This is a genomic window from Pseudobutyrivibrio xylanivorans (genome assembly GCF_010906925.1).
Classification (GTDB): domain Bacteria; phylum Bacillota; class Clostridia; order Lachnospirales; family Lachnospiraceae; genus Pseudobutyrivibrio.
This window is the reverse complement of record NZ_VTVE01000005.1, coordinates 19,836-44,598: the sequence shown is the minus strand read 5'-3', so window position 1 is coordinate 44,598 and position 24,763 is coordinate 19,836. Positions and strand designations below refer to the sequence as shown.

The following is a 24,763-nucleotide window of genomic DNA, read 5'->3' as shown; positions in this document are numbered from 1 at the left end:
CTCCATTCGACTCCTCGTAATTAACAGTTACATACACATTATAGCCGTATCTGTTGCTAAACTGTAGTGAATAGCTTTTAGCTTTTGTTTTATTTTTTTAACCACTAGTTACATTTTGTTACATTATATCAAAAATGGCAGCAGCAAAAAGGCAGCGGACCATAGTCCACTGCCTTTCTAATTATCATCTTATTTCACTGCGCTAGCTATCAAAGATATAATTCCTACGATAATCAGTATTGGGAATGCGATGTAGAGGAGACCTCCAAATACCATAGCCACTAACATCAAAGGGAGAAATACGATAAAAAGCCCTATTTTTAGAATTCCCCATGTAGCTCTAAATGCAAATCCAATCATCTTGCCAAATATCATGAAAAACAGGATAAAAAATAGAATACCCATATCTATACCTCCTTAATTAACAACGTCTATTGGGCTATCATCCATAATAAGCGCTGCGATTATGTAAATGATGATACCGCTTCCTCCAGCAAGTGTAAATGCTGCCCAAATTAATCTTACTATCGTTGGATCAATATTAAAATACTCTGCTACACCTGCACATACACCACAGATTTTCTTGTTATTGCTCTTGTATAATTTCTTACCATTCATAATGTTTACCTCACCTTTCCTTATAAACGGTTGTTTTCGTTTTTCTTAAGTAAATAATACAATCCTATGAACCATTAAAAAATCACTATTTAGGTAAATAAATATAGTCTATTTTTCTTTTTTAGCAAAATAGATATAATAATTTTAATAGGAGGATTTTACCATGGGAAGAAAATCAATCAAAGAAGATAAAAGTGTATATTTCAAAGCTCGCGAAGAGGCCGGTCTTACTAGGGCTCAAGCCAGCGAATTGATTGGCTCTATAACAGAAAGCCGCCTTGAAAAAATTGAAACTGGCAAGGTATCCATTTATCCTGAAGATGTAGTTGATTTGGCTAACGCTTATAAACGTCAGGATTTATGTAATTACTACTGCACCCATGAGTGCCGTATTGGTCAGGAGACCGTCCCAGAGGTAAAGACATCCTCTCTTCCTGAGATTGTACTTGGCATGCTTTCTGCCCTAAATTCTCTCAACAATCAGAAGGATAGACTTATTGATATCACAGCCGATGGCATCATTTCCGATGATGAAATCGAAGACTTCGTTGCAATACAAAAACAGCTTGAGCAAATCGACCGAACTGTCGAATCACTCAAGCTATGGGTTTCTAATATGATTTCAGAGGGCAAAATAGATAAGAATAAATTATTGTCCAACTGAATGTAATTTTTTGCGGATAGCAAAGATATATACAATCTGAATCACTAGCACCACGATAAGTGCGATAACAAATATAATAAGCAGATTGAGCTCTTTCTTCTCAGTCTTTTCTATCTCTGCTGCAGCTTCGCTATCGTACATTACTACATAGATAGAAAACTTTCCTGTAGAAACGGTAATTGTATTTGGATCATCATCATTGTCGCTGAATAAAGTAGTCTGTCCATCGTGCAGACGAAGCAAATAGTAATTATCTGACAAGCCTCTCATGCTCTCTGGCACAGTGACAACCAATTCTACTGGCTTGTTTGTGTTGCTTACATAACTCCAGTCCTCATCATCCATCTGGAGATAAATAGATATATCTAAATAACCTGCAATATTAAGACCAGGCTTATCTTTTTTATATTCTTCTACACCCTTTTGGATGCTATCAGAATCCTCAGCTGACAAATCTGAAGCTTTAACAATATTTGCAGAAATCTTTAAATTAACAGTAGCACCTTCTGCTACTCTCTTTAACTGCTCCTCTGTGAGAATGTTTTTCAAGAGTGTCTCATCATCAGTGATTGTGGCAGTTACTTCCGAAGAATTGTCATTTTGAATATTGATAACTGCCTTTCCCTTACCTACAGAAATCTCTGATTTTGTCTCTGTCTTGCTAGTTACAGCTACAGGGATGTCATCAGTAGACTCCTCCTTTTCCGGGGCTGGTGTCTGCTCTACTACGATAGATGCCTCAGTTGTCTGCTCCTCTACCTTTGGTGTAGCGAATGCACTATGACTACTGCTGCTACTGCTACTATGACCAGTATTTGTGCTAGCTGTTTGCTGTGTAGAACTCTCAGCTGCTGGTGTAGTAGTCTGGGCTGGAGTAGCACTTGTAGCCGGTGTCTCAGTAGCTGGTGTCTCCGTAGCTGGGTTTGTACTATTTGAACTATTATTAGATGAACCGTTGCTAGTGTTGTTTGAACCATTATTAGATGAACCGCTGCTAGTGTTGTTTGAACCATTATTAGATGAACCAGATGGCTGTTCTGCTGCAGGTGCTGGAGTAGGCTTCTCCTGCTGCTCAGGAGTAGTCTCTTCTGGCTCCTCCACAGGAGTCTCTTCTGGCTTCCCTTCTGGAGCTGGCTGCTCTGGCGTGTTAACTTCAGGCTCTTCCACTGCTGGATTTTCTTTCTCCTCTGGTACCTCCACTGGAATTGGCTCAGTCAACTGAACATTTATAGTTGGATAAATACTGTTTCCAACAATATATTTAGTAGAATCTGTAGTCTGTGCTTTGAATGTATATACTCCCGGTTCCTCAGAATCAAAATTTGAACATACCCAAGTCACTGGAACAGATACATCTACGTCATATTCCATACTAGTTGCAGGACCTGTAGCTACTCCGCCAGAGCTACTAGCGCTCCCTTCCTCAACAGTATATTTCTCTGCTTTTGCTCCCAAAGCACTAGGCAATCGACTAGCAATCTCCCCATCTGATGTGCCAACGTCAAATTCTGTCTGTCCAACCTTAAAATCCAAAAAAGATGTGACTGTGTAGGTAACAACTGTCTCTGCTGACGCCGACAAATCCAAGGATAAGAATAAAAGCACTGATGCTAGCATTATTGAAAATAATCGACACAATTTGTTATTAGATTTCATTTATACGCCCTCAATAATCTGTGAATTTATATCTGATTCTCAAATCGATTGATGTTAGCATATATTTTCAGATTATGCAACCTTAAGTTGGAATAATCATCCATAAGATATATAATATACTTATGACAAAATCGACTATTCAAAAAATTTTAATAATAACATTTATTATAGTGACAGCATTAATCCTTGCTCAGTCTATATATTACGCCAAAAATTTCTTTGACAGACAGACTAATCATGAAAAAGTAACAGAATTGCTTGCCAACAATAATCGCCTCTCTGGTGTTTCACTTGAGGACGAAGTCGAAAATATCAATGACATGATTACAAAGGGCGTATATGATGACACTGATTTAGGTCTGTTATATGAACAGGCTGGTCTCATCTACAATCAGATGGGAGAGGAAATGACCTATTACCGTTACTTAGGTTATGCCCTATACTACCTAGAGCAGTCTGATGAGAAAGATTACACGGTCAACATTTACCTGGATTTGGCAGCTCTTCATATTAGCAATCATGCTTATCCAGCTGCAGAGGAAATGCTCAGCCGCGCCAGAGACATTGAGCCTTTTGAGGAAATATCCAATGTTTCCATAAAAAGCTATGCTTATCGAGTACTTGCTTTACTAGACGCGGATAAAAAGAATTTTACTCAGGCCATTGAATACCTTAACAAATCTCAAGGATACGTGGATAGCATCATCGGCTCAGACCCAAACGCCGATGACTACACTAGAAATAATCAGATTACTCTTGCCAATATATATGTTCGCCAAGGATTATTAGACGAATGTGCTGCTATATTAGATCAATATAGCGATTCGGATATTACAGAAGCCAAAAAAGAACCTATTTATCTTCGCAATTTTGTAATTCCTTATTATCAGACTCGCTGTCTTTTAGCGCTAGCACAGCATCCCGACTCAGCTTCAGTTGATACAAAAACATCGGTGGATGATTTCGTTAAGCTATGCCAAAACAGTGGCTATGACAAGGTTGCTCTAGACACCCTTTTATTAATGCAGGAGTCCTGCCAACCTGATAATATTGAGATGCAGAAATTTCTCACTATTCGCATCCAAAATCTCAGTACGCTAATCATTGAAAACCAGAGTCAGACTTACTCTAGTATTCTTAATAGTCAGGTAAATGATTCTCGACTTTCAATTGCCAAGGCCGCAGAGATTGCCCAAAACACAAAGAACCGTACAGCACTTACAGTTTTATCCATCATCATAACCTGCTTAATTATTTTGTTCTTTATTATTATCATTTTAAATAGTAGACGTGATGGATTGACTTTCCTCTATAACAGAAGGTCATTTAACTACGATATTGAGCGTATCAAGCGTTCCATGCTGCCATACTCTGTAATTATGCTTGATATTGATAACTTCAAAAATATCAACGACACCTATGGTCATCCAGAGGGAGACAAAGTACTACAAAAGGTGGGCCAGTTCATCAACGCTGAGGTCAAGGCCAACTCTGATGTGCGAGGTTACCGTTACGGTGGTGAGGAGTTTGCTCTTATCATCAGCAAGAACTCCTACCCTCATACCATGGAGATAGCCGAAACTTTACGCCGCAACATGGCCGCCACAACCTGGTCTTTTGCTCCTGATCTAGTTATCACAGTCAGCCTAGGTGTGGCCTCCGGAAGCTTCTCAGAGGATGTTGTTAAAAAGGCTGACGACAATCTATACTTCTCTAAGCAGCACGGCAAAAATCAAATATACACAGATTAAAAAAGAGCTCCGAGTTTTATCCCGGAGCTCTTGATTTATGTCTTACATACAATCTCTATTTATTATTTAGCATCAGTTACTATGTTGTAGTATACATTTGATGTTACCTTGTAAACTACAGCGTAGAATATTGCAAATGCAATGAAACAAATTACAGTTGTCATCATAAATAATCCTGTATTAAAAAGTCCAAATAAATTCAAAATCTTTGAAATCATAGGGAAGGCAAATGCAAGGTGTAACCCCGCGAAAACCAATGGTATAAAGAACACCACAAGTAACTGTGAATTAATGCTTCTCTTGATTTCTTTTTTACTCATTCCCACCTTTTTCATAACCTCAAAGCGACCGGCATCCTCGTAACCTTCAGAAATCTGCTTGTAATAAATGATAAGTACAGCAGCTAAAATAAATACTATACTTAAAACTATTCCGATAAAGAACACGCTTCCATTTAATGCTACATATTCCAATGCCTCATACTCTCGCTCTTCATAATAATACCAGCAATTCTCACTAAGCTCAGACTTTTCCTCTAAAGCATTCGAAACTGCTTCCTTAAGACCTTTGGCATACTCCGCTGCAGTCATGGAAGAATCATTTAAATCAAAACTATACTTCCATGTAAACATATTATACCAACGGTCATTCGCTGATGCCTCAAAAAACTTCATAGTATCACTATAGTCACTGACAACAACACTAATCATAGGAATAATGTTTCCAAGGTAATAATCTGAAAAAATCTCTTCTGTTCCTGGGTTTACACACTTATAAGTTCTAGATTTTCCATCCACAGTCAAGTTAATTGTATCGTATTCTTTTGCTCCCTTAGATGAAAAAACAAGTGCCTCACCATCATCTAATGCTATATTCTGATTAGTCGCTTCATTATATGTTTGCATAGGGATAAAACAAACCTCTCGCATACTGCTCACATTAAAAGCATCAATATCAGACTTATCAAAATTTATAGTATTATTATCCTCTTCTGAGCCTGACATTTCCATATAAGGAAGATCTATAACAGTTGTAGTTGTTGAATCGTTCTCAGCACGATAGTCTTCAAAAGCCTGTCTTAAGTAAGCCATATTTTCTTCAGTCATTAACTCACTTTTATCAAATCTGAAAACAAAATTAATATCAGCTGGATATCTATCATCAATCATATCCTGACTTCCAAACCACATGCATGATGCAGTAGAAATCATAACAAGCACCATAGTAGCTATGATTGCTATAGACGCAAGACCCGCACCATTTCTCTTCATTCTATATACAAGAGAAGATACAGATACAAAATGCTTTGGATTGTAATAGTATTTTTTATTTTTCTGAAGTATGCGGCACAGCAAAACACTTCCAGCAATCATTAATAGATATGTAGCTATGATAACCATAATAACAGCTACAAAAAATACCATAATAGCATCAAGAGGACTGACAATTGATACCGCCTTATAGTATGCAATCGCAAGAATTACTGCTCCACCTAGGCCTAAAAGCCAGTTAGCTTTAGGGGCCTTTTCACCTGCTTTTTCACTCTTTAAAAGTGATACCGCACTGCTGACACCAACTCTAATTATAGACGAAAACCAAATGACAGCAAAAATCACTAGATAAAATAATACTGTGATATACACGCTCTTCCATTCAATACGAATATCGTAGCTTATTTGACCTCCAAGCATTTTCACTAGACCAAGCTCCGCCAGCTTTGAAATAACTATACCTACTAAAATACCTACAACAATAGAAATTCCAGATGTAATCAGTGTCTCAAAGGTAATAATCTTAGCAAGATTTCTCTTGCCCATTCCAAGTACATTATATAATCCAAATTCTCCCGCTCTTCTTCGAATCAAAAAAGAGTTAGTATAATAAAGAAAGATTACTGAAAATACCGCAATAACAAAACTTCCAAGAATCATAACCTGCATGGCTGTGGTGCCGCCTCGTGGTAACAGCTCTCCTGTTGAAGGAGATCCAAGGAACAGGAGAATATAAAACATAGATATCATGCAAATGCATGTCAGCATATAAGGAAATACTAGTCTCCTGTTTTTCCTTATGCCATCCCATGCAAGCTTAGGATAAAATAAGGTTTTCATTATTGGTTACCTCCTTGTGTAAGAAGTGTAAGAGTCTCTGTGATTTTCTGATAGAAACTCTGATTTGTGCTGTCACCTCTGTAAATCTGGTGGAACACCTCACCATCCTTAATGAAAAGAACTCTTCCTGCGCAGCTAGCTGCTTTCGCAGAATGGGTAACCATAAGAATTGTTTGACCTAATTCATTTACCTCTCCAAAAAGTCTAAGTAGCTCATCTGAAGCCTTGGAATCAAGAGCACCTGTAGGTTCATCTGCAAGGATAATCTTTGGATCAGTGATAAGAGCTCTGGCAACTGCTGCTCTTTGCTTCTGACCACCTGACACCTCGTAAGGATATTTCTTTAAAATCTCGGAAATACCTAACCTTGCTGCTATAGGCTTTAGCTTTTCGCTCATTTGACTATATTTTTTCCCCGAAAGAACTAATGGAAGGAAAATGTTGTCTTCGATGGAAAATGTATCTAGAAGATTAAACTCCTGAAATACAAATCCTAAATTGTCGCGTCGGAAGTTGGCAATTTTCTTTTCAGCTAATCCTGAAAGCTCCATGCCCTGCAAAGCAACACGTCCCGCTGTGGCCTTGTCAAGAGCTGCAAGAATATTAAGAAGTGTAGTCTTGCCTGAACCGGATTCACCCATGATGGCAACATACTCACCTTCCTCAACTGCGAAATTCACATCACGAAGGGCCTCTACTTCCTGACCGCCAAAACGTGTTTTATAAACTTTTTTTAAATTATTAACTTCAAGTAAACTCATAATTTTCAAACCTCCATTTCGTTTTCGGTTTGATTATAAATAAAAAAAGCCGATCCTCTCCATTGAATCGGCTTACAATCCGGCCCGAAAAACTTACAAATCTGTCACAATCGAATTTATTCTATAATAGTCCGCTTAGTTTCCAGGTTAATTTTGATTTTTGTACCACGTCCAACCTGTGACTCAGCACTTATTTCATGATTGAGATTCTTGCAAATCCTACTACATAAATATAATCCTAATCCACTAGCTTTTTTGTCAGCACGTCCTCTTACACCAGTATAGTTTCTCTCGAATATACGAGGCAAATCCTCAGGAGAAATGCCCATGCCAGTATCCTCTATACAAAGGGTAAGTGGTTCCTCCACATATATGGAAATCTCTCCCTGCTTTGTATATTTAAGCGCATTGGACATGACCTGATCTATTACAAATGAAAGCCATTTCTCATCGGTAAGCACCTTTTTTTCTACTGGACTATAACGAAGCTTTATCTTTCGTAGAATGAAATCACCGGCAAACTTTTTAACAACACCGCCAATGATTGAATCCAAATCATATTCCTTGAAAATATAATCGCTGCCAGCTCCCTCTAATCTCAGATATGTAAGGACCATTTCTACATAGCGCTCAATACGCCCCAAATCCGAAAGGAGACTCCTAGATAGCTCACTATCCTCTTTCTGAAGTCTAAGTCTCATGGAAGCGATTGGCGTCTTAATCTGATGAACCCAAAGAGTGTAATAATCCATCAGTTTGTCAGTCTCATCCTTAATAAGCTCCATGTCTTTTCGCTTTTGAGCCAACAGATTTTCTATTACCTCACAATAGTCCTCATCAAGTATCCTGTAGGAATTAGGAAGAAATTCTATAAGCTCTGCAGCTGATTTCTTAAGTTCAGATATTTCTTTGTAACGCTTGTAAGTAACATAATATCTGTAAATCAGATACAACAATCCTATAAGTGCGCACAGCAACATAGGATAAACCACCGCCATTAACGGAAGCTCGTAAAGGGCAAATGATAAAACAAGCAAACCGAAGAATCCTAAAAAGAGGCAAACACCACCGATTATGCTTTTAATGTAAGAATAAAACAGCTTCATTATCTACCCCACTTTGTATCCCACACCAGATTTGGTGGTAATGAAATTCTTAAGTCCTGCATTTTCCAGCTTCTTTCTAAGCCTTCCTACATTTACAGTAAGAGTGTTTTCGTCGATAAAATCTCCACTCTCCCAGAGGGCTTCCATAAGCTTTTCTCGGCTTACAATTTTCCCTTTGTTCTGCATCAGTGTAAGAAGCAGGCGATATTCATTTTTAGTTAAATCGATTTTAGCATCCTGATAGGTAAGGGTGTTATCTCCAGTATTCAACAATGCACCCTCGTGCTCGATAATTGGAGATGACACGCCAAAGTCGTAGGTGCGTCTCAAAAGAGCCTGTACCTTTGCTGTAAGCACATTTTGATCAAATGGCTTTGCAATAAAATCATCAGCACCCATGTTTACCGCCATTACGATATTCATATTGTCCGAAGCAGAAGAAACAAAAATGACAGGAACCGAGGAAACCTTCCTAATCTCGCTGCACCAGTGATAGCCACTCATAAAAGGAAGTGAAATGTCCATAAGAACAAGATGGGGCTGATATTCTGCGAATTCTCCCATCACATTGTGAAAGTCTAATACTGGCTTTGCCTCTAGCCCCCACTGCTCCATCTGTTCAGTAATGCCCTCAGCAATACCTCTGTCATCTTCTACTATAAATATTCTATAATCCATACCAATATACCATTTTTGTCCATAAATTACCGTTTCATTATAGCATTACAGGTTTTGCATATAAAGGATTATCTACAGTTATAAAGTTTAAATTGACGAATAGGAAAGCCCTTGCTAAGATATCACTTATGAAATACAGAGCTATAGCATTAGATTTAGATGGAACTCTTTTAAACAGTAATAAAGAGATTAGTAAGAAAAACAAAGAAATAATAATGAAAGCCGCAAAGGCTGGAGTAAAAATAATACTTGCATCAGGAAGACCCGTTCCTGGAATCAAGAAAATTGCAAAGCAGCTTCATTTGGAAGAAGTTGGAGGATATATTCTGGCATACAACGGAGGCATGATTATCGACTGCAAAACAGGAGAAGTCATTCGCAGAGAAGTCATCCCTACTGAATATTATGCCGATATTGTTCACTGTGCCAATAAGCTAGAAGTTACCACCTTGACATATGATTCAGAGGGTATCATCACTAATGACGAAAATGATGAGTACGTGCACTTCGAATCCCGCATTAACAATATACCTATTCGACAGGTATTTCATCTAGAGGAAGAGGCTCAGCTGGACCCTCCTGTTAAATTTCTCTGTGTTGGCGACCACAAGATTCTTCAGCAACTTCAATCTAAGCTTGATGACAAGCTAAAGGGCGCGGTAAACATATTCTTTTCAGAACCATTCTTTTTGGAGATTACCCCACAGGGAATTGAGAAAGCATCCTCGCTGGAGATATTGTTAGAAAAGCTGGGCATTGATAGGAAATCTCTGATTGCCTGCGGCGATGGCTACAATGATATCCCTATGATGAGATACGCTGGACTTGCCGTAGCTATGGAAAACGCTCAAGTAGAGACAAAGGAATGGGCTGATTTCATTGCCCCTTCCAATGACGCAGATGGCGTAGCTGCTGCAATCGAAAAATTTATTCTTTTAGCATAAAGATATCACACTGACATCCTCATGCGGATTGACTTTTGCCAAACCGATTTTCACAATCTTGGCCTTGATGCTCTTAAAATCCTGCATGACCTTTACAGCATCTAGCATCTGTTCCCTAGTCAATGTCTTTGCAAGTGTTATATGTGGCAGCCAGGAAAGAGGCTTATAGTAATTGCTCACTGTAGTCTCAGGAATACCTGCTAGACAATCAAAAACACTCTGCTCTAAAGTTGAGAGATAATCATTTAAATAGGGAGCTGCATAAATCACCTGAGGCATCAACTGGCCCACTGTGATTATGGATATTTCTCCCTGCTTGATTTCTCCTGCCAGAGAATCAAATGCTGGCAGCAACACATCCACACCTCGGGCTTCTATAGCCGACAATGTCAAATGTGGTGGCACATTATTCTTAACCATAAAATCATTGCCTGTAGCCGCCGCTATTTTATTAATATACCCCTGCAGTATTTTATTCGTTTCATTGTCAAAATATGCCGAAACCAGATACATAGTCTACCTCGATTGTAAATCCTTTTTCATGACGGAAACTTTGGATTTTTTATCACCCCATGTTAATTCATCATGTCTTTTTGTTTCAAATCCCATTTTTTTCCAAAAAGGAATTACATTATTCTCATAGTCATCCACAACATCAATTCTAATAGTATTTGCTCCGTAATTACGAACCATGTTTTCAAATGAACTATAAACTTTCTTGCCAAGTCCCTTCTTCTGATTCTCCCTTGATAACATCAGCAGCGAAAGGTAAACATAGCCTTCATCATTTAATAAATAATCTATGATACCGACTGGCTCATCTTCTATAGATACAATATTAGATGTGAATCCATGAGCCAGCATCTCATCAATTTCATTGATAAGAAATTCCTCATCAACACGCTCTTTTCCTATATGATGTATCAAAAAATCTTTGTTTGAATTATAAATATGAAGGGCTTGTTCTAATTCTGTTTCTTTTATTTTTCTTAATTCTATATTTTCTGTCATCGTCAAAAGTTCTCTTTTTAAATTATGTTTTCGTCATTGTATTCCTTTAAAAAGTTTTCCATGTATTCATGCCGCATTACAGCAATCTTAATTGCAGCCCCAGTATTCATCTCATCTTTTAACAGAAGCAACTTATCATAAAAATGCTGTATTGAATCATCAAGAGATCTACCGGATCTTCCTCCATAGGCAAAAGTTCTGGCAATACCTATAGCTCCAATAGCATCAAGTCTGTCCGCATCCTGAACAATTTGACCTTCAAGTGTTCTAGGTGTCTTCCCCTTATTCTTACTAAAAGAAACAGAATTTATTACCTCACAAATTTCATCTATTAATTCTCTTGATAATCCATTCTCTTTCAAAAAGGTTCTTGCATTAAAATTATTCTCAGTTTTAAAAAGTTTATGATCATCCACATCAGGTAATAATGCAGACAATAATGAAATAAAAGAGTCGGCTTCAGGATATGATTTTAATAATAACTGGACATTCTTGTATACACGAAGAGTATGCTGCACATCATGTCCATCTGAATTACCCTTAAATAACGTGCTAACATATTCTATAGCTCTATCAATTATTTCATCTTGAATTGATACACCCATTATATTCCATACCTCTCTATAAACTATTTCCTAAATCATACTGAATATAATTACTACAACACGGAAACTAGTCTTCTAGTTTTGCCTCAGCCAGCTTTTTATAGTCTTAAGGATTTATCTATTGCAGAATTCTAATACTTTATTATAAAAATCCTTGTCTTCCTCAAAAAGGCCATGTCCAAGGCCTTTAAAAATCTGCATTTCACTTCCAGCAATTGCTTCATGTAACTCATAAGGAGCGTCATTTCCCACTGTGTTATCGCAGTCGCCCGACAAAATATATGTTGGACATTTTATTTGAGATAGTACATTTCTCGCATCAAAATCCAATATCGCATATGCGTTTTTGCGGAATCTATCGTAATTTTTAGGCTTAGTGAATCGGGCTACAAGAGGAAGAAAACTCTTATTCTTTTCATTGAATTCTTTTGTGTAAACCTTCTCAGCAGTATCTAGCATTAATTCTGTATGAGAAGCTGTAGTTGTCATATCTATCCATTTTGAGACAACAGTTTTTATTGTTTCATTTGCATAGGGTGCAGTCACAACAAGAATTAGTTTTTCAACAAGCTCAGGGTGATTTGCTGCCAGAAATTGCGCTATCATTCCGCCCTGAGATACTCCCATCACCATAGCTTTATCAATTCCTATGTTTCTCATTGCCTGTGCCTGGTCATCTGCCATATCTTCAATAGAATAGCCTTCTGGAATATGATTTTTTCTGCTAAACATATAAACCGTATAGTCGGTAAAAAACTTTTTATATGAGCCTGCTAAAAGCCATGCCTTTCCTTTTACAGTCCACAAGCCATCTGATAATCCAGGTAAAACTACCAGATTCTTTTTTCCTTCCCCAAAAGCTACATAATACATTTCTGTATCACCAACTTTTACGCATCCATTCTTATGCATTAGTGTCCCCCATATTATCTTATATTAAATAACTACTCCGTTTTCTTTGTAGACTACCTCAAATTCCTCACAAACCAATTCCATATTTTCATCAAACTCTTGATTTAACGACTTAAGCTCTTCTGTAAAAAATTCCTTATGCACTTTTCTCCAATATTCCAAAGAACGGTCACCTTCGCCCTCTTTATATGCATGTTCTTCTGAAACAGCATTGAACCTAGTGATATATACATTTATTGTTTTAATAATGCAAACTGCATTCTCATTAGAATCAAGAATAATATTATAATCTCCCTTTTGGGGTAAATCTTCATCTTCTATTTCATAAAATACATAGGCAGAACAGGTAGCAGTTTTTATCCCATTTTTTACTAATTTTGCAAGTGTATCAGCATCATCACCGAATCCCCATGCTATATATTCACCATCAATGCCAGATGCTCTCCACATTTCTTCAGCTGTCATAATTACTATATATCCTTTACACTATCTATTTTTATAATTATACCGAAAATGCGAATTTCAAAAAAGTAAATTCTATACCGCCCTTTATTTTGCCTAAAAAATAACGCCTAATCTACTTAATTAGACGCTATTGTATGTACATCTATTTTAACTTGTTATAATCTTCAGCAGAAACTGCCTCAAGCCATTCATTGCTTGTATTCTCTCCATCTATTTCAATAGCCAGATGTGAGAACCATGAATCCTTAGCTGCCCCATGCCAATGCTTTACATTAGCAGGTATATTTACTACATCTCCTGGATGAAGCTCTATTGCCTCTTTTCCTTCTTCCTGATAATAGCCTCTTCCGCCGACACATATAAGCATCTGTCCGCCACCACTGGTCGCATGATGAACATGCCAGTGATTTCTACAGCCCGGTTCAAATGTCACATTAAATATAGATATTTGCTCCTTAGAAACTGGAGCTAAATAACTCTGACCATCAAAATACTGAGCATAAGCATCGTTTGGCGCACCTATTGGGAAGAAAATTGTATTCTGATAACGGTCCTTGTCGGTAATTTCTGGAATTTGCTCATTATATACTTCCTTAGCTAGATTAAACACCGCCCATGCTTTTGGCCATCCAGCATAAAAAGCCACATGAGTAATTACCGCCGCCATTTCTTTTTGAGTAACTCCATGATTTTTAGCATTTGCGATATGATATTTAAGACTGCTGTCTGTGATTCCTTGAGACATAAGGGCAACTACAGTGATAATACTTCTAGTCTTTACATCGATGTCCTGATTATTCCAATTTTCTCCAAAAAGAATATCATCATTGAAATGTGCAAACTCTGGAGCAAATTCTCCTAGTTGTTGACGCCCTGCTGTCTGTACTATTTTTTCGCTCATTTTCTCTCCTTATTTTAAATACTCGTTAAAAAAGCTCTCCAACTTGTCAAATGGGATATAATCCTTTTCTCCGCCATCATAAAGATCAGTATGTACTGCATCTGGAATTATCATAAGTTCCTTATTATCTACATACTTGCTGTCCTTAATCATGTCCGCATATGCATCCTTTGAAAAGTAGCAAGAATGAGCCTTCTCTCCATGCACAAGGAGAACTGCACTTCTAATCTCATTACTGTATTGGAGAATAGGCTGATTTACAAAAGACTCACAGCCAATCATATTCCATCCATCATTGGAATTAAGGGAACGATTATGATATCCTCGACTAGTTTTGTAATAATCAAAATAATCCTTTACAAAAAATGGTGCATCCTCTGGAAGCGGGTCCACAACACCGCCTGCTCTTAAATATTCTCCAGCCTTTAGATCCTCAAGACGTCTAGCACACAAAGCTTTTTTTGCTTCATATCGCTTTTCTTCACTATCTTCAGAATCAAAATACCCCTTAGCATTAACTCTTGTCATGTCATACATAGTCATGGCAGCTGTTGCTTTGATTCTTGTATCAAGTGCAGCAGTGTTTATAGCCATGCCGCCCCAGCCGCATATTCCTATAATTCCAATTCTATTAGAATCTACTTTATCATTTAGCGAAAGAAAATCAACGGCAGCCATAAAATCTTCTGTATTAATATCAGGCGACGCCATATATCTTACATTTCCCCCACTTTCACCTGTAAATGATGGGTCAAATGCTATTGTGAGAAATCCTCTCTCCGCCATTGTCTGCGCGTATAGTCCTGAGCATTGTTCTTTGACTGCTCCAAAAGGTCCAGACACTGCAATAGCTGCAAGCTTGCCTTCTGCATTTTTAGGCACATACATATCTGTAGCAAGCGTAATCCCATAGCGATTCACAAATGTCACCTTGCTATGTTCTACTTTTTCACTTTTTGGAAAAGTCTTATCCCACTCTGTCACTAAATTAAGTTCTTCTTTTCTAATCATCACTTGAACCCTCCTAAATTATTGATTAATTTCTTTTTCAATTTTTCTAATCATGAAATCCATGCAATCTACTTTCCTTACACTTTCATGATATTCATCCATGACGTGGCATCTCTCTTTTTTCAGCAGATTTAGAAGTTCCTTAACATTGCCCGAATTTAATCGATTCAATATTTTTTCCATAACCTCATCATCACATCCCACATCAATAAGCATCTGTTTTAAACATTCTTTATCCATGAGTTTTCCTCATTAACTAATTGTTCTCTTGTTTACAGTTAAATTGTATTTGCTTGTGGACTTTTTCGCTAATGGTTATAATGAATAATATGATATTCCTTTTGTGCATATCATATAGCAATAAGTTTTTTATCCAGGATATACTATAGGAGAAATCACATGGAAATCAGAACCTTACGATATTTCCTTGCTGTAGCAAGAGAAGAAAATATGAGTAGAGCTGCTGAGCTTTTACATGTAACTCAGCCCACTTTATCAAAACAACTGAAATCACTTGAGGAGGAGCTTGGGAAAAAACTTTTTACTAGACACAGCTTTAGTATAAAACTGACAGAGGAAGGAATCCTTCTTCGCAATCGAGCCGAAGATCTCGTCCGCATGGCCGACAAAATTGAGCAGGAATTCGTATCTCTTGACGACATAAATGGAGGCGAACTGTATCTTGGACTTGCAGAATCATATCAGCTAAGATATCTTGCAAAATCCATCAAAGCATTTAAAGAAAGCTATCCAAATCTCCACTACCACATCACAAGCGGTGATACAGAACAGCTTTCTGAAAAAATAGATAAGGGACTGTTGGATTTTGTAGTTTTTGTTGAACAGCCTGATGTTCGTAAATACGAATATATAGAATTTCCCCGAGCAGATATTTGGGGCCTTATTATTCCTGAAAATGATCACCTTGCAAAGAAAAAAGCCATCCGTTTGGATGACCTTATTGGTTTGCCACTGTTCTGTTCAGACCAAGCATGGAATGGAGATATAAAGAACTGGGCTGGAAGCAGATTTTCAGAGCTTCAACTGGAGGGTTCCTTCCGCCTTTCTTATAATGGCTCCATTTTCACTATGGAAGGTCTTGGGTACCTCTTAACATATAAACATCTTATTAATACATCAAAAGACAGCGGCCTTGTATTTAGACCACTGTCTCCAAAGCTTGAAAACAAAATATATATAGCATGGAATCGCTATCAAACATTTACACCTATAGCCGAAAGATTCCTTTCTCACATAAAAGAATCCTTTAGCTAGCTATAGTCTTTAAAATATTCCGCCTGGAATATATACAGCTACAACAGCAAATATCAATCCAGGAAGCATGTTTGCAACTCGCACTGTTTTCCCCCATACGAGATTTACACCAACACAAAAAATAAGTATAGATCCAATAAGTGACAGATAAGCTATTGCCATATCAGTCATAATTGGTGAAATCAGTTTGGCAAGCAAAGTTATGGAACCCTCAAACAAGAAAATAGGGATTGCCGAAAAAGCACTGCCCTTTCCTAATGATGAAGTCATAACTGCAACTACGATAAAATCAAGCACAGATTTTACAGCCAATGTGGAATAGTCTCCCAAGATTCCATCCTGAATAGCACCAACTATCGCCATAGCTCCAATACAAACTGTTAGGGACGCTGTTACAAACGCATTTACGAATTCCTTATCACCACTATTTCCCGATTTTACCTTGAGCCATTCTCCAAAGCGCTCAAAACCATTTTCTATTCCAATTAATTCGCCAATTATAGTTCCAAACACAATGCAAAGGACAACAAGCATTGATTTTCCACTGACAAGATTTTTACCATCAATAGCCATCATTCCCTGCATAGCACCAGCTATAGCAATAAACAAAACGCTGATTCCGCAAGCCTTAGTTATTGCATGTTGCTGATCTTCTTTAAACAATTTACCAGTAAAATTGCCAATTAATCCTCCAAAAATAATAGCTACTGTGTTAATTAAAGTCCCTAATCCTATCATTCTATTACACCTACATTTTCATTATTCTCTTTATTAAATATTGGGCCGCGGAAAATCTATTCCAAGTCTTCAACTCTAACTTCTAATAAACTTTTTATCTGCCTCATATTCGTCGCTTACAAATCTCTCAACAGTCATGTGAAGATCATACTTTTCTCGTAATTCAGCAAGCTGCTTCATCATAGGCGATGCATGATGGGCATCTATTGCAGCCTGGTCAGCCCATGAATCAATGAGCAAAACTGTTTCCAGGTCATTGATAGGCTGAAAATATTCATAGCGAAGATTTCCTGCCTCTGCTCTAATTGCATCTGCAATACCGGATGCTTCCATTTCATCAGCGAATGCGCGAGCGCTTCCATTTGTCCCCTTATAATATAAATTTACCGTTATCATAGTCCCCTCCTTAAAAATAAAAACCTAATCCTCAGATCAGGTTTTTATAAATTACAATACTTCTACAAGCTCAATTGCAAAATTGAGCTCTTTGCCGGCCATCTCGTGATTTGCATCGAGAGTGATATTATTCTCATCCTTGGCAACAACTTTTACAGGGAATGGTCTTCCGTATGGATCCTGTAAATATACCTGCTGGCCTACCTCTAGCTCCTCAGAGCCTGGAAGCTGTGCTATCTCTACTGTAAAAATAGCGTCCTCATCAGGCTGTCCGTATGCTTCCTCTGGCATAAGATGAATATCTACCTTTTCGCCAACTTCCATATTTGCAACAGCTTTATCAAATCCCTTGATCATCATACCGGCTCCACAAACGAATTCAAGTGGCTCGCCTCTATCATATGATGAATCAAACTGTGTTCCATCGTTAAATGTACCTCTGTAATGTGTGCGGCATGTCTTGCCAACATTCTTACCTGTGATTTCCTGCTCAGAATGGCATCCGCCACAACCAGAATGTCCGCCACAGTTATGACCATCTTCATGGTCGCCACATGTATGACCTTCACCGTGGTGATTGCAATTTACTCCTGAGGTAATAAGCTCGCCCTTAAGGTATGCCTCAACTGCAGCATCAACATCACCTGATGCTCCTGCACAAAGCTCAATCCCCTGTTCGCTAAGAGCTGCTTGGGCTCCACCACCAATACCACCACAAATAAGTACATCAATTGACTTATTGCTAAGAAGTCCTGCCAAAGCTCCGTGTCCCTGTCCATCTGAACCAATAATCTCAGAAGACACCACTTTGCCCTCCTCTACCTCATATACTTTAAATTGCTCTGTATGTCCAAAGTGCTGAAACACCTGACCATTTTCATATGTAACTGCTATTCTCATTTTTAACTCCTTTAAATCGAAACTTTTCTTATTATAGCTTCTATAAGTTTTTTAGGCAAATCATCTTTATTGCCTCATCAACAGAAATGCAACTTGCAAATCTTTTTGGCCACATCATCTCGTTGTAATATCTATAAGTGGTTTCACCGTCCATGTAATCATTATCAAAAGTAGAATTTGTTCCCTGAGGAACTATCACATTGAAACCTCTTTCAAAAGCCGATTTAACAGTCGCATCAATACAAAAATTTGTCTGCAATCCAACTATCATCAAATCTTTCTCTCCGGAGTTCTTAAGATAATCTACGAAATCAGAATTGCCAAAGCAACTGTTTATGGTCTTAAAGTATATTTTCTCATTTTCTTTTGGCGCCACCTGATCTGCAATCTCAAAATCTCTATCGCCAATAGAAAAACCTGAGCCCGGTCCATCATCATGCTGCACATAAATAACCTCAACGTTATTTTTTCTTGCCGCATCAATGATATTTGTCACATTCTTTATAAAGCCCTCAAAATCATATAATCTTTCGTCGGTTATTCCTTTTTGTATGTCTACAACTATAAGCTTCATAAATATTCTCCATTTCCATTTTCTACTGTACATTCCAGTCAACCGTTTTATATGCTTTTTCCAAGGAAGCGGTTGCGTTTCCACTTTAGCAATCATTAGTCTCTGTAATTGCAGACTGTAGCCATCAATTCCTTGTTTCTCTCAAGCAAATCATAGATAGCATCTTCTGATAAAACGCCACGCTTTAACTCCTTTGGAAGCTTTCCCTTCTCATCCAAGGAAAAATCACGCTTCCATTCCTCACCGGAATAGTAGGCTTCTAACTTTTTAATATCGTCCTGCATCTTGTATAGATTATCTATTTTCTGCTCCAACTCATCCATTGCAGCTGTCGCCTGTTCCAAAATGGCTTCCATCTTGGTAATACGTTCTATGCTAGTCATCATATCGTCCCCTTTAACTCATTTACATTGCATTGCTTCCCATTCTGAACGAGTAATAGCGTAGGCATAAGAAATCGTATTTTTAGGATCAGGATATTCTTTTACTTTCTTCATACCATTGGCTACAGCAGTGGAATATGAACCTACATTTGTATACTTCATGTATGAATAGATTGTATCATACTGTGTATTTTGAAAAACCCAGTCACGCACAGCCCTTGCAGCTTCTTTTGCGAATCCACGTCTCCAATATTTCTTATGAATGTGATACCCGATCTCCGGGAGCATTTCCCCATCGATATTTTGTATGGTAATTCCACAGTCTCCGATAAACTCACCTGTTTCCTTTAGCACAACAGCCCAAAGTCCAAACCCATACTTCTCATAATTTTCCAAATTCCATGTAATCCAGCCCTTTGTCCTATCCTCATCAAAAGGCGACGGATAATGCTGCATCGTCTCAGCATCAGACATTATTTCGTAAAGGGCATCAAAATCATCCATCCTATACTCTCTCAGCAATAAACGCTCTGTTTCAATCATATTATCCTCCAAAATGAACCACTAACCCCGTTCCCCAGGGCCATTTCACCAAACCTACGGGTTTATTTTCATTCTTCAAAATTATACCGTAAAATTTTCGAAAAATCTCGCCTAGTGTGTATTATCTCGGCTTGATTAGGGGACAGATTTTGGATCATGGGTGGCAACTGTCAATCATATCGACCGAGCACTATCAAAAGCAGCATTTTCCTACGGGTGAAAACGCATTTTTTTAATTATACCCGTAGGTTTTGAAATCCGGCACAAAAGTTATGCCACACAGCAAGATTTTTTTTAGAAAAGATATTGACCCTGACGTTACGTCGTAGTTTATTGTATAATTACCACGGAGGGAAAAGCTATGATGACAGTAAATGAAGTAAGCAAATTAGCAGGGGTGAGTATACGCACACTGCAATACTATGATTCGATTGGACTACTGAAGCCGGCTGGGTACACCGAGTCAGGGTATAGGCTGTATGACGATGCAGCAATGGAACGCTTACAACAGATACTATTATTTAGGGAGCTTGAATTCCCATTAAAGGAAATTAAGGAAATAGTTACGCGGCCAAACTTTGACAAGCAAAAGGCCGTGGAACAACAGATAGAGCTTCTTACTATGAAAAAAGAACATCTGGAAAACCTTATAGAATTTGCCCGTGGAATACAAAACGGAGGTAAAAATTTTATGGATTTTACAGCATTTGATACTAGTAAGTTAGATGAATATACAAAAAAAGCAAAGGAGCACTGGGGTGAAACCGATGCATTTGCGGAATATGAAACCAAAGCTTCTTCTCGCACAAAGGATGATGAGAAAAAACTATGGCGTGAATTCATGAAGCTATTCGAGAAATGTGGGGCGATTAAGGATTCTGAGCCTAAATCTGCTGAAGCTCAAGCTATGGTAAAGGAAATCCAAGACTACATCACACAGAACTTCTACGAATGCACCGATGAAATTCTTGCAGGCCTTGGCAAGATGTATGTAGCCAATGCAGAATTCCAGGCGAATATTGATAACGCCGGCGGAACTGGTACTGCTGAATTTGTTAGCCGTGCAATTGAAGAATATGTAAAATAAAACATAGCAGGAGGCACTGAAGTGTCTCCTGCTATTATCATATAGATTAATGTAATCGGCTCCTATGATCCCAATGCAATAAAAACAAGCACATACATGATGATAATTGCTACTGTCGCTAGTATATCCAATATGCCTAGTACCCTAACTATTTTTTCTTCCTTTGCAATCCTTCTACCGATAAAAGAAAATACAAATCCAAAGAAGCCAAGCAAAGTAAATACACCTATAAGGCTTCTAATTACTTGCGAATCTACACTTGAATAAATAAATATAATTGCAAGTGGAGCTGATATTATTGGGATTAGCTCTAATGCTACAGCTAATGCTTTTTTATTCATCTAAAAAACATCCTCCTATAATAAAATGAAAGTTATAAAATAGTGTATCCTTCTGCAGACAATACACTTAAAGCTCTGTCAAAATTTTCTGCCTTTACAAGAATATAATCTGTATTGAAAGTTGATACGGCAAAAATTCCAATACTATTATCTGCAAGTATGCCTGATATTTTTGATAAGATTCCTATTAGCGAAAAATCAAGAACACCTTGAATGCGGAACCCTTTCCACCCATCATCTCGTTCTATTGTTTCTCCAGGTGTATCGGCCGTCTTACAAACCAAAGATATTTCTTCATCTGTTTTACCTATAAAGAAAAAATCAGATGTCATATCAATTTCCTCAATCAATTCAACCTTGCATACGGTCAAATCATATTCCAATGCCTTTAGTTCCATGTACTCCTCCAACAATTCTAGATTAGTTTAAAAATGGACCACTAACCCCGTCCCCTAGGACCAAAAAAGAGAGAGTCGATTGACTCTCTCTAAAAAAGATTGCTCTTTATTATTTGTTAGCTATAGCTGCCTGTGCTGCAGCAAGTCTAGCGATTGGTACTCTGAATGGAGAGCATGATACATAGTCAAGACCAATCTTGTGGCAGAACTCTACTGAAGATGGGTCACCACCGTGCTCACCGCAGATACCTACGTGAAGGTTTGGATTTACTGGCTTACCGAGCTTGATAGCTGTCTCCATAAGCTTACCAACACCTGTCTGATCAAGCTTAGCAAATGGATCGTTCTCGAAGATCTTTGTGTCATAGTAAGCATTTAAGAACTTACCAGCATCATCACGAGAGAATCCAAATGTCATCTGTGTAAGGTCGTTTGTACCGAAGCAGAAGAAGTCTGCCTCTGCTGCGATCTCATCAGCTGTAAGAGCAGCTCTTGGGATCTCGATCATTGTACCAACCTCGTACTCAAGCTTAGCACCAGCAGCAGCGATTTCAGCGTCAGCTGTCTCTACAACTACCTGCTTAACGTACTTAAGCTCCTTAACCTCACATACAAGTGGGATCATGATTTCAGGCTTAACATTCCAATCTGGATGAGCCTTCTGTACTTCAAGTGCTGCACGGATAACAGCCTTTGTCTGCATCTTAGCAATTGAAGGATATGTAACTGCAAGACGGCATCCTCTGTGACCCATCATTGGGTTGAACTCGTGGAGTGACTCGCAGATGTTCTTGATTTCTTCTACTGACTTATTCTTAGCCTTTGCAAGCTTCTCGATATCAGCATCCTCTGTAGGAACGAACTCGTGAAGTGGTGGATCAAGGAATCTGATTGTAACTGGGCATCCCTCAAGAGCCTCATAAAGAGCCTTGAAGTCTCCCTGCTGGTAAGGAAGAATCTTATCAAGAGCAACTTCTCTCTCTTCCTCTGTATCTGAGCAGATCATCTCACGGAATGCTGCAATTCTGTCAGCCTCGAAGAACATGTGCTCTGTACGGCAAAGACCGATACCTTCTGCACCAAGCTCTCTAGCCTTCTTAGCATCAGCTGGAGTATCTGCGTTTGTACGAACCTTAAGTCTTCTGAACTCATCAGCCCAAGCCATAACACGACCGAACTCGCCAGCGATTACAGCGTCAACTGTTGGGATGATACCAGCGTAGATGTTACCTGTTGTACCATCGATTGAGATTTCAGAACCCTCTGTAAATGTTGTGCCTGCAAGAGTGAACTTCTTGTTCTCCTCATCCATGTTAATGTCGCCGCAACCAGATACACAGCATGTACCCATACCACGAGCAACAACGGCAGCGTGTGATGTCATACCACCACGAACTGTAAGGATACCCTGAGCAGCCTTCATACCTGTGATATCTTCTGGAGATGTCTCAAGACGTACAAGAACTACCTTCTCTCCTCTAGCAGCCCAAGCCTCTGCGTCATCAGCTGTAAATACAACCTTACCGCAAGCAGCACCTGGAGATGCGCCAAGACCCTTACCAAGTGGAGTTGCAGCCTTAAGAGCAGCAGCCTCGAACTGTGGGTGAAGAAGTGTATCAAGGTTACGTGGGTCGATCATTGCTACAGCCTCTTCTGGAGTCTTGTGTCCCTCATCAACGAGGTCGCAAGCAATCTTAAGAGCAGCTGGAGCTGTTCTCTTACCGTTACGGCACTGGAGCATGTAAAGCTTCTTGTTCTCTACTGTGAACTCCATATCCTGCATATCATGGTAGTGATTCTCAAGAGTCTCACATACCTTGATGAACTCTGCGTATGCCTCTGGGAACTCCTTCTCCATCTGAGCGATTGGCATTGGTGTACGAACACCAGCAACTACGTCCTCGCCCTGTGCGTTGATAAGGAACTCACCCATAAGCTTGTTCTCGCCTGTAGCTGGGTCACGAGTAAATGCAACACCAGTACCAGACTCATTATTTAAGTTACCGAATACCATAGGCATTACGTTAACTGCTGTACCCCATGAATAAGGGATATCATTGTCTCTTCTGTAAACGTTTGCACGAGGGTTATCCCATGAACGGAATACAGCCTCGATAGCGAGCTTTAACTGCTCTACTGGATCTGAAGGGAAGTCAGAACCAAGCTGATTCTTGTACTCAGCCTTGAACTGCTCAGCAAGCTCCTTAAGATCTGCTGCTGTAAGGTCTACGTCAAACTTAACACCCTTCTTTTCCTTCATCTCATCGATGAGCTGCTCGAAGTACTTCTTACCTACTTCCATAACTACATCTGAGAACATCTGAATAAATCTTCTGTATGAATCGTATACGAAACGCTCGAAAGCTGGATCTGGATTACCAGCGATCATAGCTGCTACTACTTCATCATTAAGACCAAGGTTAAGGATTGTATCCATCATACCTGGCATAGATGCACGTGCACCTGAACGAACTGAAACGAGAAGTGGATTCTTAAGGTCACCGAACTTCTTGCCGTTAATCTCCTCCATCTTCTTAACGCCGTCCATAGCCTGAGCCATGATCTCGTCGTTAATCTTTCGGCCATCCTCGTAGTACTGTGTACAAGCCTCTGTTGTGATTGTGAAACCCTGTGGAACTGGTAACCCAATACTTGTCATCTCTGCAAGGTTAGCGCCCTTACCACCGAGAAGATTACGCATTGTCATGTCACCTTCGCTAAACATATAAACCCATTTGTTAGCCATTACAAAATCCTCCTAAAAATATAAATAACGATACTGAAACCGCCTGTTTTTAAACGGGGTCGCAGACGGTCCTTTTCTATTGAAACACAAATTGTACCCCACTTCAAACAATTTTGTCTGTAAAAATAGCAGAAAAACAGCAGCGATTTTTGTGCAATATTTTCACACTATTCGCTGCTGTTTACTGT

Annotated in this window: 29 protein-coding genes; 5 read left to right on the top strand and 24 right to left on the bottom strand. The window is 38.7% G+C overall.

Going from position 1 to position 24,763, the window contains the following annotated elements; genetic code table 11:
• Nucleotides 1–189: 189 nt before the first annotated feature.
• A complete protein-coding gene (locus F0Q01_RS12790) occupies nt 190–405 on the bottom strand; it encodes a hypothetical protein (protein ID WP_090155271.1) in 216 nt (71 codons plus the stop codon).
• 12 nt (nt 406–417) lie between these two features.
• Nucleotides 418–618, bottom strand: coding sequence for a PspC domain-containing protein (locus F0Q01_RS12785; protein WP_090155273.1), 201 nt, complete (start codon nt 616–618; stop codon nt 418–420).
• A gap of 163 nt (nt 619–781) precedes the next feature.
• Between F0Q01_RS12785 and F0Q01_RS12780 the strand changes: the two genes are divergently transcribed.
• A complete protein-coding gene (locus F0Q01_RS12780) occupies nt 782–1,282 on the top strand; it encodes a helix-turn-helix domain-containing protein (protein ID WP_090489176.1) in 501 nt (166 codons plus the stop codon).
• Here F0Q01_RS12780 and F0Q01_RS12775 read toward each other — a convergent pair.
• Nucleotides 1,268–2,938, bottom strand: a complete 1,671-nt coding sequence (locus F0Q01_RS12775; RefSeq protein WP_090489174.1) for a hypothetical protein — start codon at nt 2,936–2,938, stop codon at nt 1,268–1,270. The genes F0Q01_RS12780 and F0Q01_RS12775 overlap by 15 nt on opposite strands.
• A 170-nt stretch (nt 2,939–3,108) precedes the next feature.
• On the opposite strand from F0Q01_RS12775, the gene F0Q01_RS13995 reads away from it, so the two are divergent.
• The gene (locus F0Q01_RS13995) at nt 3,109–4,689 is read left to right on the top strand and encodes a GGDEF domain-containing protein (RefSeq protein ID WP_163927270.1); all 1,581 of its coding nucleotides are present in this window, start codon (nt 3,109–3,111) and stop codon (nt 4,687–4,689) included.
• 62 nt (nt 4,690–4,751) lie between these two features.
• Here F0Q01_RS13995 and F0Q01_RS12765 read toward each other — a convergent pair whose 3' ends face one another.
• The 4 genes from F0Q01_RS12765 to F0Q01_RS12750 all read right to left on the bottom strand — a co-directional run bounded on the left by F0Q01_RS12765 (nt 4,752) and on the right by F0Q01_RS12750 (nt 9,345).
• Nucleotides 4,752–6,800 (bottom strand): ABC transporter permease, encoded by a 2,049-nt coding sequence (locus F0Q01_RS12765; RefSeq protein ID WP_090489170.1) that lies wholly within the window; start codon nt 6,798–6,800, stop codon nt 4,752–4,754.
• Nucleotides 6,800–7,561, bottom strand: coding sequence for an ABC transporter ATP-binding protein (locus F0Q01_RS12760; RefSeq protein WP_090489168.1), 762 nt, complete (start codon nt 7,559–7,561; stop codon nt 6,800–6,802). Before F0Q01_RS12760 ends, F0Q01_RS12765 begins: the two co-directional genes overlap by 1 nt.
• Before the next feature lie 116 nt (nt 7,562–7,677).
• Nucleotides 7,678–8,667, bottom strand: a complete 990-nt coding sequence (locus F0Q01_RS12755) for a sensor histidine kinase (RefSeq protein WP_090155285.1) — start codon at nt 8,665–8,667, stop codon at nt 7,678–7,680.
• Between the two features lie 3 nt (nt 8,668–8,670).
• The gene (locus F0Q01_RS12750; RefSeq protein ID WP_090155287.1) at nt 8,671–9,345 is read right to left on the bottom strand and encodes a response regulator transcription factor; all 675 of its coding nucleotides are present in this window, start codon (nt 9,343–9,345) and stop codon (nt 8,671–8,673) included.
• Nucleotides 9,346–9,437: 92 nt separating this feature from the next.
• Between F0Q01_RS12750 and F0Q01_RS12745 the strand changes: the two genes are divergently transcribed.
• Nucleotides 9,438–10,289, top strand: coding sequence for a Cof-type HAD-IIB family hydrolase (locus F0Q01_RS12745; protein ID WP_243150678.1), 852 nt, complete (start codon nt 9,438–9,440; stop codon nt 10,287–10,289).
• On the opposite strand, the gene F0Q01_RS12740 is transcribed toward F0Q01_RS12745, so the two are convergent.
• The 8 genes from F0Q01_RS12740 to F0Q01_RS12705 all read right to left on the bottom strand — a co-directional run bounded on the left by F0Q01_RS12740 (nt 10,281) and on the right by F0Q01_RS12705 (nt 15,434).
• Nucleotides 10,281–10,802 (bottom strand): 2'-5' RNA ligase family protein, encoded by a 522-nt coding sequence (locus F0Q01_RS12740; RefSeq protein WP_090489165.1) that lies wholly within the window; start codon nt 10,800–10,802, stop codon nt 10,281–10,283. The two genes, F0Q01_RS12745 and F0Q01_RS12740, sit on opposite strands and share 9 nt — an antisense overlap.
• A gap of 3 nt (nt 10,803–10,805) precedes the next feature.
• Nucleotides 10,806–11,300 carry a GNAT family N-acetyltransferase gene (locus F0Q01_RS12735; RefSeq protein ID WP_090489162.1) on the bottom strand — a complete coding sequence of 165 codons (495 nt, stop codon included), beginning with the start codon at nt 11,298–11,300 and terminating at the stop codon, nt 10,806–10,808.
• Between the two features lie 17 nt (nt 11,301–11,317).
• Nucleotides 11,318–11,905 carry an HD domain-containing protein gene (locus F0Q01_RS12730; RefSeq protein WP_205467992.1) on the bottom strand — a complete coding sequence of 196 codons (588 nt, stop codon included), beginning with the start codon at nt 11,903–11,905 and terminating at the stop codon, nt 11,318–11,320.
• Nucleotides 11,906–12,019: 114 nt separating this feature from the next.
• Nucleotides 12,020–12,817 (bottom strand): alpha/beta fold hydrolase, encoded by a 798-nt coding sequence (locus tag F0Q01_RS12725; RefSeq protein WP_090489161.1) that lies wholly within the window; start codon nt 12,815–12,817, stop codon nt 12,020–12,022.
• A 24-nt stretch (nt 12,818–12,841) separates the two neighbouring features.
• On the bottom strand, nt 12,842–13,282 hold the full coding sequence (locus F0Q01_RS12720; protein ID WP_090489159.1) for an ASCH domain-containing protein: 441 nt from the start codon (nt 13,280–13,282) through the stop codon (nt 12,842–12,844).
• Nucleotides 13,283–13,424: 142 nt separating this feature from the next.
• A complete protein-coding gene (locus tag F0Q01_RS12715) occupies nt 13,425–14,183 on the bottom strand; it encodes a carboxymuconolactone decarboxylase family protein (RefSeq protein WP_090489157.1) in 759 nt (252 codons plus the stop codon).
• A 9-nt stretch (nt 14,184–14,192) separates the two neighbouring features.
• Complete coding sequence (locus tag F0Q01_RS12710) at nt 14,193–15,194, bottom strand: alpha/beta hydrolase (RefSeq protein WP_090489155.1); 1,002 nt, start codon at nt 15,192–15,194, stop codon at nt 14,193–14,195.
• 18 nt (nt 15,195–15,212) lie between these two features.
• The gene (locus tag F0Q01_RS12705; RefSeq protein ID WP_090155301.1) at nt 15,213–15,434 is read right to left on the bottom strand and encodes a hypothetical protein; all 222 of its coding nucleotides are present in this window, start codon (nt 15,432–15,434) and stop codon (nt 15,213–15,215) included.
• A gap of 159 nt (nt 15,435–15,593) precedes the next feature.
• On the opposite strand from F0Q01_RS12705, the gene F0Q01_RS12700 reads away from it, so the two are divergent.
• Complete coding sequence (locus F0Q01_RS12700; RefSeq protein ID WP_090489153.1) at nt 15,594–16,469, top strand: LysR family transcriptional regulator; 876 nt, start codon at nt 15,594–15,596, stop codon at nt 16,467–16,469.
• A 9-nt stretch (nt 16,470–16,478) separates the two neighbouring features.
• Here F0Q01_RS12700 and F0Q01_RS12695 read toward each other — a convergent pair whose 3' ends face one another.
• From F0Q01_RS12695 to F0Q01_RS12670, 6 genes are all read right to left on the bottom strand, one after another.
• Nucleotides 16,479–17,207, bottom strand: a complete 729-nt coding sequence (locus F0Q01_RS12695) for a DUF554 domain-containing protein (protein ID WP_090155306.1) — start codon at nt 17,205–17,207, stop codon at nt 16,479–16,481.
• Nucleotides 17,208–17,282: 75 nt separating this feature from the next.
• Nucleotides 17,283–17,603, bottom strand: coding sequence for a putative quinol monooxygenase (locus F0Q01_RS12690; protein WP_090489152.1), 321 nt, complete (start codon nt 17,601–17,603; stop codon nt 17,283–17,285).
• Nucleotides 17,604–17,654: 51 nt separating this feature from the next.
• Complete coding sequence (locus F0Q01_RS12685; RefSeq protein ID WP_090489149.1) at nt 17,655–18,503, bottom strand: FKBP-type peptidyl-prolyl cis-trans isomerase; 849 nt, start codon at nt 18,501–18,503, stop codon at nt 17,655–17,657.
• Between the two features lie 40 nt (nt 18,504–18,543).
• Nucleotides 18,544–19,077 carry a cysteine hydrolase family protein gene (locus F0Q01_RS12680; RefSeq protein ID WP_090489147.1) on the bottom strand — a complete coding sequence of 178 codons (534 nt, stop codon included), beginning with the start codon at nt 19,075–19,077 and terminating at the stop codon, nt 18,544–18,546.
• 95 nt (nt 19,078–19,172) lie between these two features.
• On the bottom strand, nt 19,173–19,463 hold the full coding sequence (locus tag F0Q01_RS12675) for a DUF4298 domain-containing protein (RefSeq protein ID WP_090489145.1): 291 nt from the start codon (nt 19,461–19,463) through the stop codon (nt 19,173–19,175).
• A gap of 15 nt (nt 19,464–19,478) precedes the next feature.
• Nucleotides 19,479–20,003, bottom strand: a complete 525-nt coding sequence (locus F0Q01_RS12670; protein ID WP_090489143.1) for a GNAT family N-acetyltransferase — start codon at nt 20,001–20,003, stop codon at nt 19,479–19,481.
• Between the two features lie 361 nt (nt 20,004–20,364).
• Here F0Q01_RS12670 and F0Q01_RS12665 point away from each other — a divergent pair, with 361 nt between their 5' ends.
• Nucleotides 20,365–21,090, top strand: a complete 726-nt coding sequence (locus tag F0Q01_RS12665; RefSeq protein WP_090489141.1) for a MerR family transcriptional regulator — start codon at nt 20,365–20,367, stop codon at nt 21,088–21,090.
• Nucleotides 21,091–21,152: 62 nt separating this feature from the next.
• Here F0Q01_RS12665 and F0Q01_RS12660 read toward each other — a convergent pair whose 3' ends face one another.
• The 3 genes from F0Q01_RS12660 to ppdK all read right to left on the bottom strand — a co-directional run bounded on the left by F0Q01_RS12660 (nt 21,153) and on the right by ppdK (nt 24,575).
• Nucleotides 21,153–21,431, bottom strand: a complete 279-nt coding sequence (locus F0Q01_RS12660) for a hypothetical protein (protein ID WP_090155320.1) — start codon at nt 21,429–21,431, stop codon at nt 21,153–21,155.
• Nucleotides 21,432–21,463: 32 nt separating this feature from the next.
• Complete coding sequence (locus F0Q01_RS12655; protein ID WP_090489139.1) at nt 21,464–21,829, bottom strand: ACT domain-containing protein; 366 nt, start codon at nt 21,827–21,829, stop codon at nt 21,464–21,466.
• A 109-nt stretch (nt 21,830–21,938) separates the two neighbouring features.
• Complete coding sequence (gene ppdK, locus F0Q01_RS12650; RefSeq protein ID WP_090489137.1) at nt 21,939–24,575, bottom strand: pyruvate, phosphate dikinase; 2,637 nt, start codon at nt 24,573–24,575, stop codon at nt 21,939–21,941.
• Between the last annotated feature and the right edge of the window lie 188 nt (nt 24,576–24,763).

What these genes read in the sequence shown, in the direction of transcription:
- F0Q01_RS12785 (WP_090155273.1), bottom strand. Translation starts at nt 618, where the DNA reads ATGAATGGTAAGAAATTATACAAGAGCAATAACAAGAAAATCTGTGGT.
- F0Q01_RS12735 (WP_090489162.1), bottom strand. Translation starts at nt 11,300, where the DNA reads ATGACAGAAAATATAGAATTAAGAAAAATAAAAGAAACAGAATTAGAA.
- F0Q01_RS12760 (WP_090489168.1), bottom strand. Translation starts at nt 7,561, where the DNA reads ATGAGTTTACTTGAAGTTAATAATTTAAAAAAAGTTTATAAAACACGT.
- F0Q01_RS12780 (WP_090489176.1), top strand. Translation starts at nt 782, where the DNA reads ATGGGAAGAAAATCAATCAAAGAAGATAAAAGTGTATATTTCAAAGCT.
- F0Q01_RS12665 (WP_090489141.1), top strand. Translation starts at nt 20,365, where the DNA reads ATGATGACAGTAAATGAAGTAAGCAAATTAGCAGGGGTGAGTATACGC.
- F0Q01_RS12750 (WP_090155287.1), bottom strand. Translation starts at nt 9,345, where the DNA reads ATGGATTATAGAATATTTATAGTAGAAGATGACAGAGGTATTGCTGAG.
- F0Q01_RS12700 (WP_090489153.1), top strand. Translation starts at nt 15,594, where the DNA reads ATGGAAATCAGAACCTTACGATATTTCCTTGCTGTAGCAAGAGAAGAA.
- F0Q01_RS12660 (WP_090155320.1), bottom strand. Translation starts at nt 21,431, where the DNA reads ATGAATAAAAAAGCATTAGCTGTAGCATTAGAGCTAATCCCAATAATA.
- F0Q01_RS12705 (WP_090155301.1), bottom strand. Translation starts at nt 15,434, where the DNA reads ATGGATAAAGAATGTTTAAAACAGATGCTTATTGATGTGGGATGTGAT.
- F0Q01_RS12655 (WP_090489139.1), bottom strand. Translation starts at nt 21,829, where the DNA reads ATGGAACTAAAGGCATTGGAATATGATTTGACCGTATGCAAGGTTGAA.
- F0Q01_RS12680 (WP_090489147.1), bottom strand. Translation starts at nt 19,077, where the DNA reads ATGAAGCTTATAGTTGTAGACATACAAAAAGGAATAACCGACGAAAGA.
- F0Q01_RS12775 (WP_090489174.1), bottom strand. Translation starts at nt 2,938, where the DNA reads ATGAAATCTAATAACAAATTGTGTCGATTATTTTCAATAATGCTAGCA.
- ppdK (WP_090489137.1), bottom strand. Translation starts at nt 24,575, where the DNA reads ATGGCTAACAAATGGGTTTATATGTTTAGCGAAGGTGACATGACAATG.
- F0Q01_RS12690 (WP_090489152.1), bottom strand. Translation starts at nt 17,603, where the DNA reads ATGATAACGGTAAATTTATATTATAAGGGGACAAATGGAAGCGCTCGC.
- F0Q01_RS12755 (WP_090155285.1), bottom strand. Translation starts at nt 8,667, where the DNA reads ATGAAGCTGTTTTATTCTTACATTAAAAGCATAATCGGTGGTGTTTGC.
- F0Q01_RS12675 (WP_090489145.1), bottom strand. Translation starts at nt 19,463, where the DNA reads ATGATGACTAGCATAGAACGTATTACCAAGATGGAAGCCATTTTGGAA.
- F0Q01_RS12790 (WP_090155271.1), bottom strand. Translation starts at nt 405, where the DNA reads ATGGGTATTCTATTTTTTATCCTGTTTTTCATGATATTTGGCAAGATG.
- F0Q01_RS12710 (WP_090489155.1), bottom strand. Translation starts at nt 15,194, where the DNA reads ATGATTAGAAAAGAAGAACTTAATTTAGTGACAGAGTGGGATAAGACT.
- F0Q01_RS12720 (WP_090489159.1), bottom strand. Translation starts at nt 13,282, where the DNA reads ATGACAGCTGAAGAAATGTGGAGAGCATCTGGCATTGATGGTGAATAT.
- F0Q01_RS12715 (WP_090489157.1), bottom strand. Translation starts at nt 14,183, where the DNA reads ATGAGCGAAAAAATAGTACAGACAGCAGGGCGTCAACAACTAGGAGAA.
- F0Q01_RS12730 (WP_205467992.1), bottom strand. Translation starts at nt 11,905, where the DNA reads ATGGGTGTATCAATTCAAGATGAAATAATTGATAGAGCTATAGAATAT.
- F0Q01_RS12725 (WP_090489161.1), bottom strand. Translation starts at nt 12,817, where the DNA reads ATGCATAAGAATGGATGCGTAAAAGTTGGTGATACAGAAATGTATTAT.
- F0Q01_RS12765 (WP_090489170.1), bottom strand. Translation starts at nt 6,800, where the DNA reads ATGAAAACCTTATTTTATCCTAAGCTTGCATGGGATGGCATAAGGAAA.
- F0Q01_RS12695 (WP_090155306.1), bottom strand. Translation starts at nt 17,207, where the DNA reads ATGATAGGATTAGGGACTTTAATTAACACAGTAGCTATTATTTTTGGA.
- F0Q01_RS12740 (WP_090489165.1), bottom strand. Translation starts at nt 10,802, where the DNA reads ATGTATCTGGTTTCGGCATATTTTGACAATGAAACGAATAAAATACTG.
- F0Q01_RS12670 (WP_090489143.1), bottom strand. Translation starts at nt 20,003, where the DNA reads ATGATTGAAACAGAGCGTTTATTGCTGAGAGAGTATAGGATGGATGAT.
- F0Q01_RS12685 (WP_090489149.1), bottom strand. Translation starts at nt 18,503, where the DNA reads ATGAGAATAGCAGTTACATATGAAAATGGTCAGGTGTTTCAGCACTTT.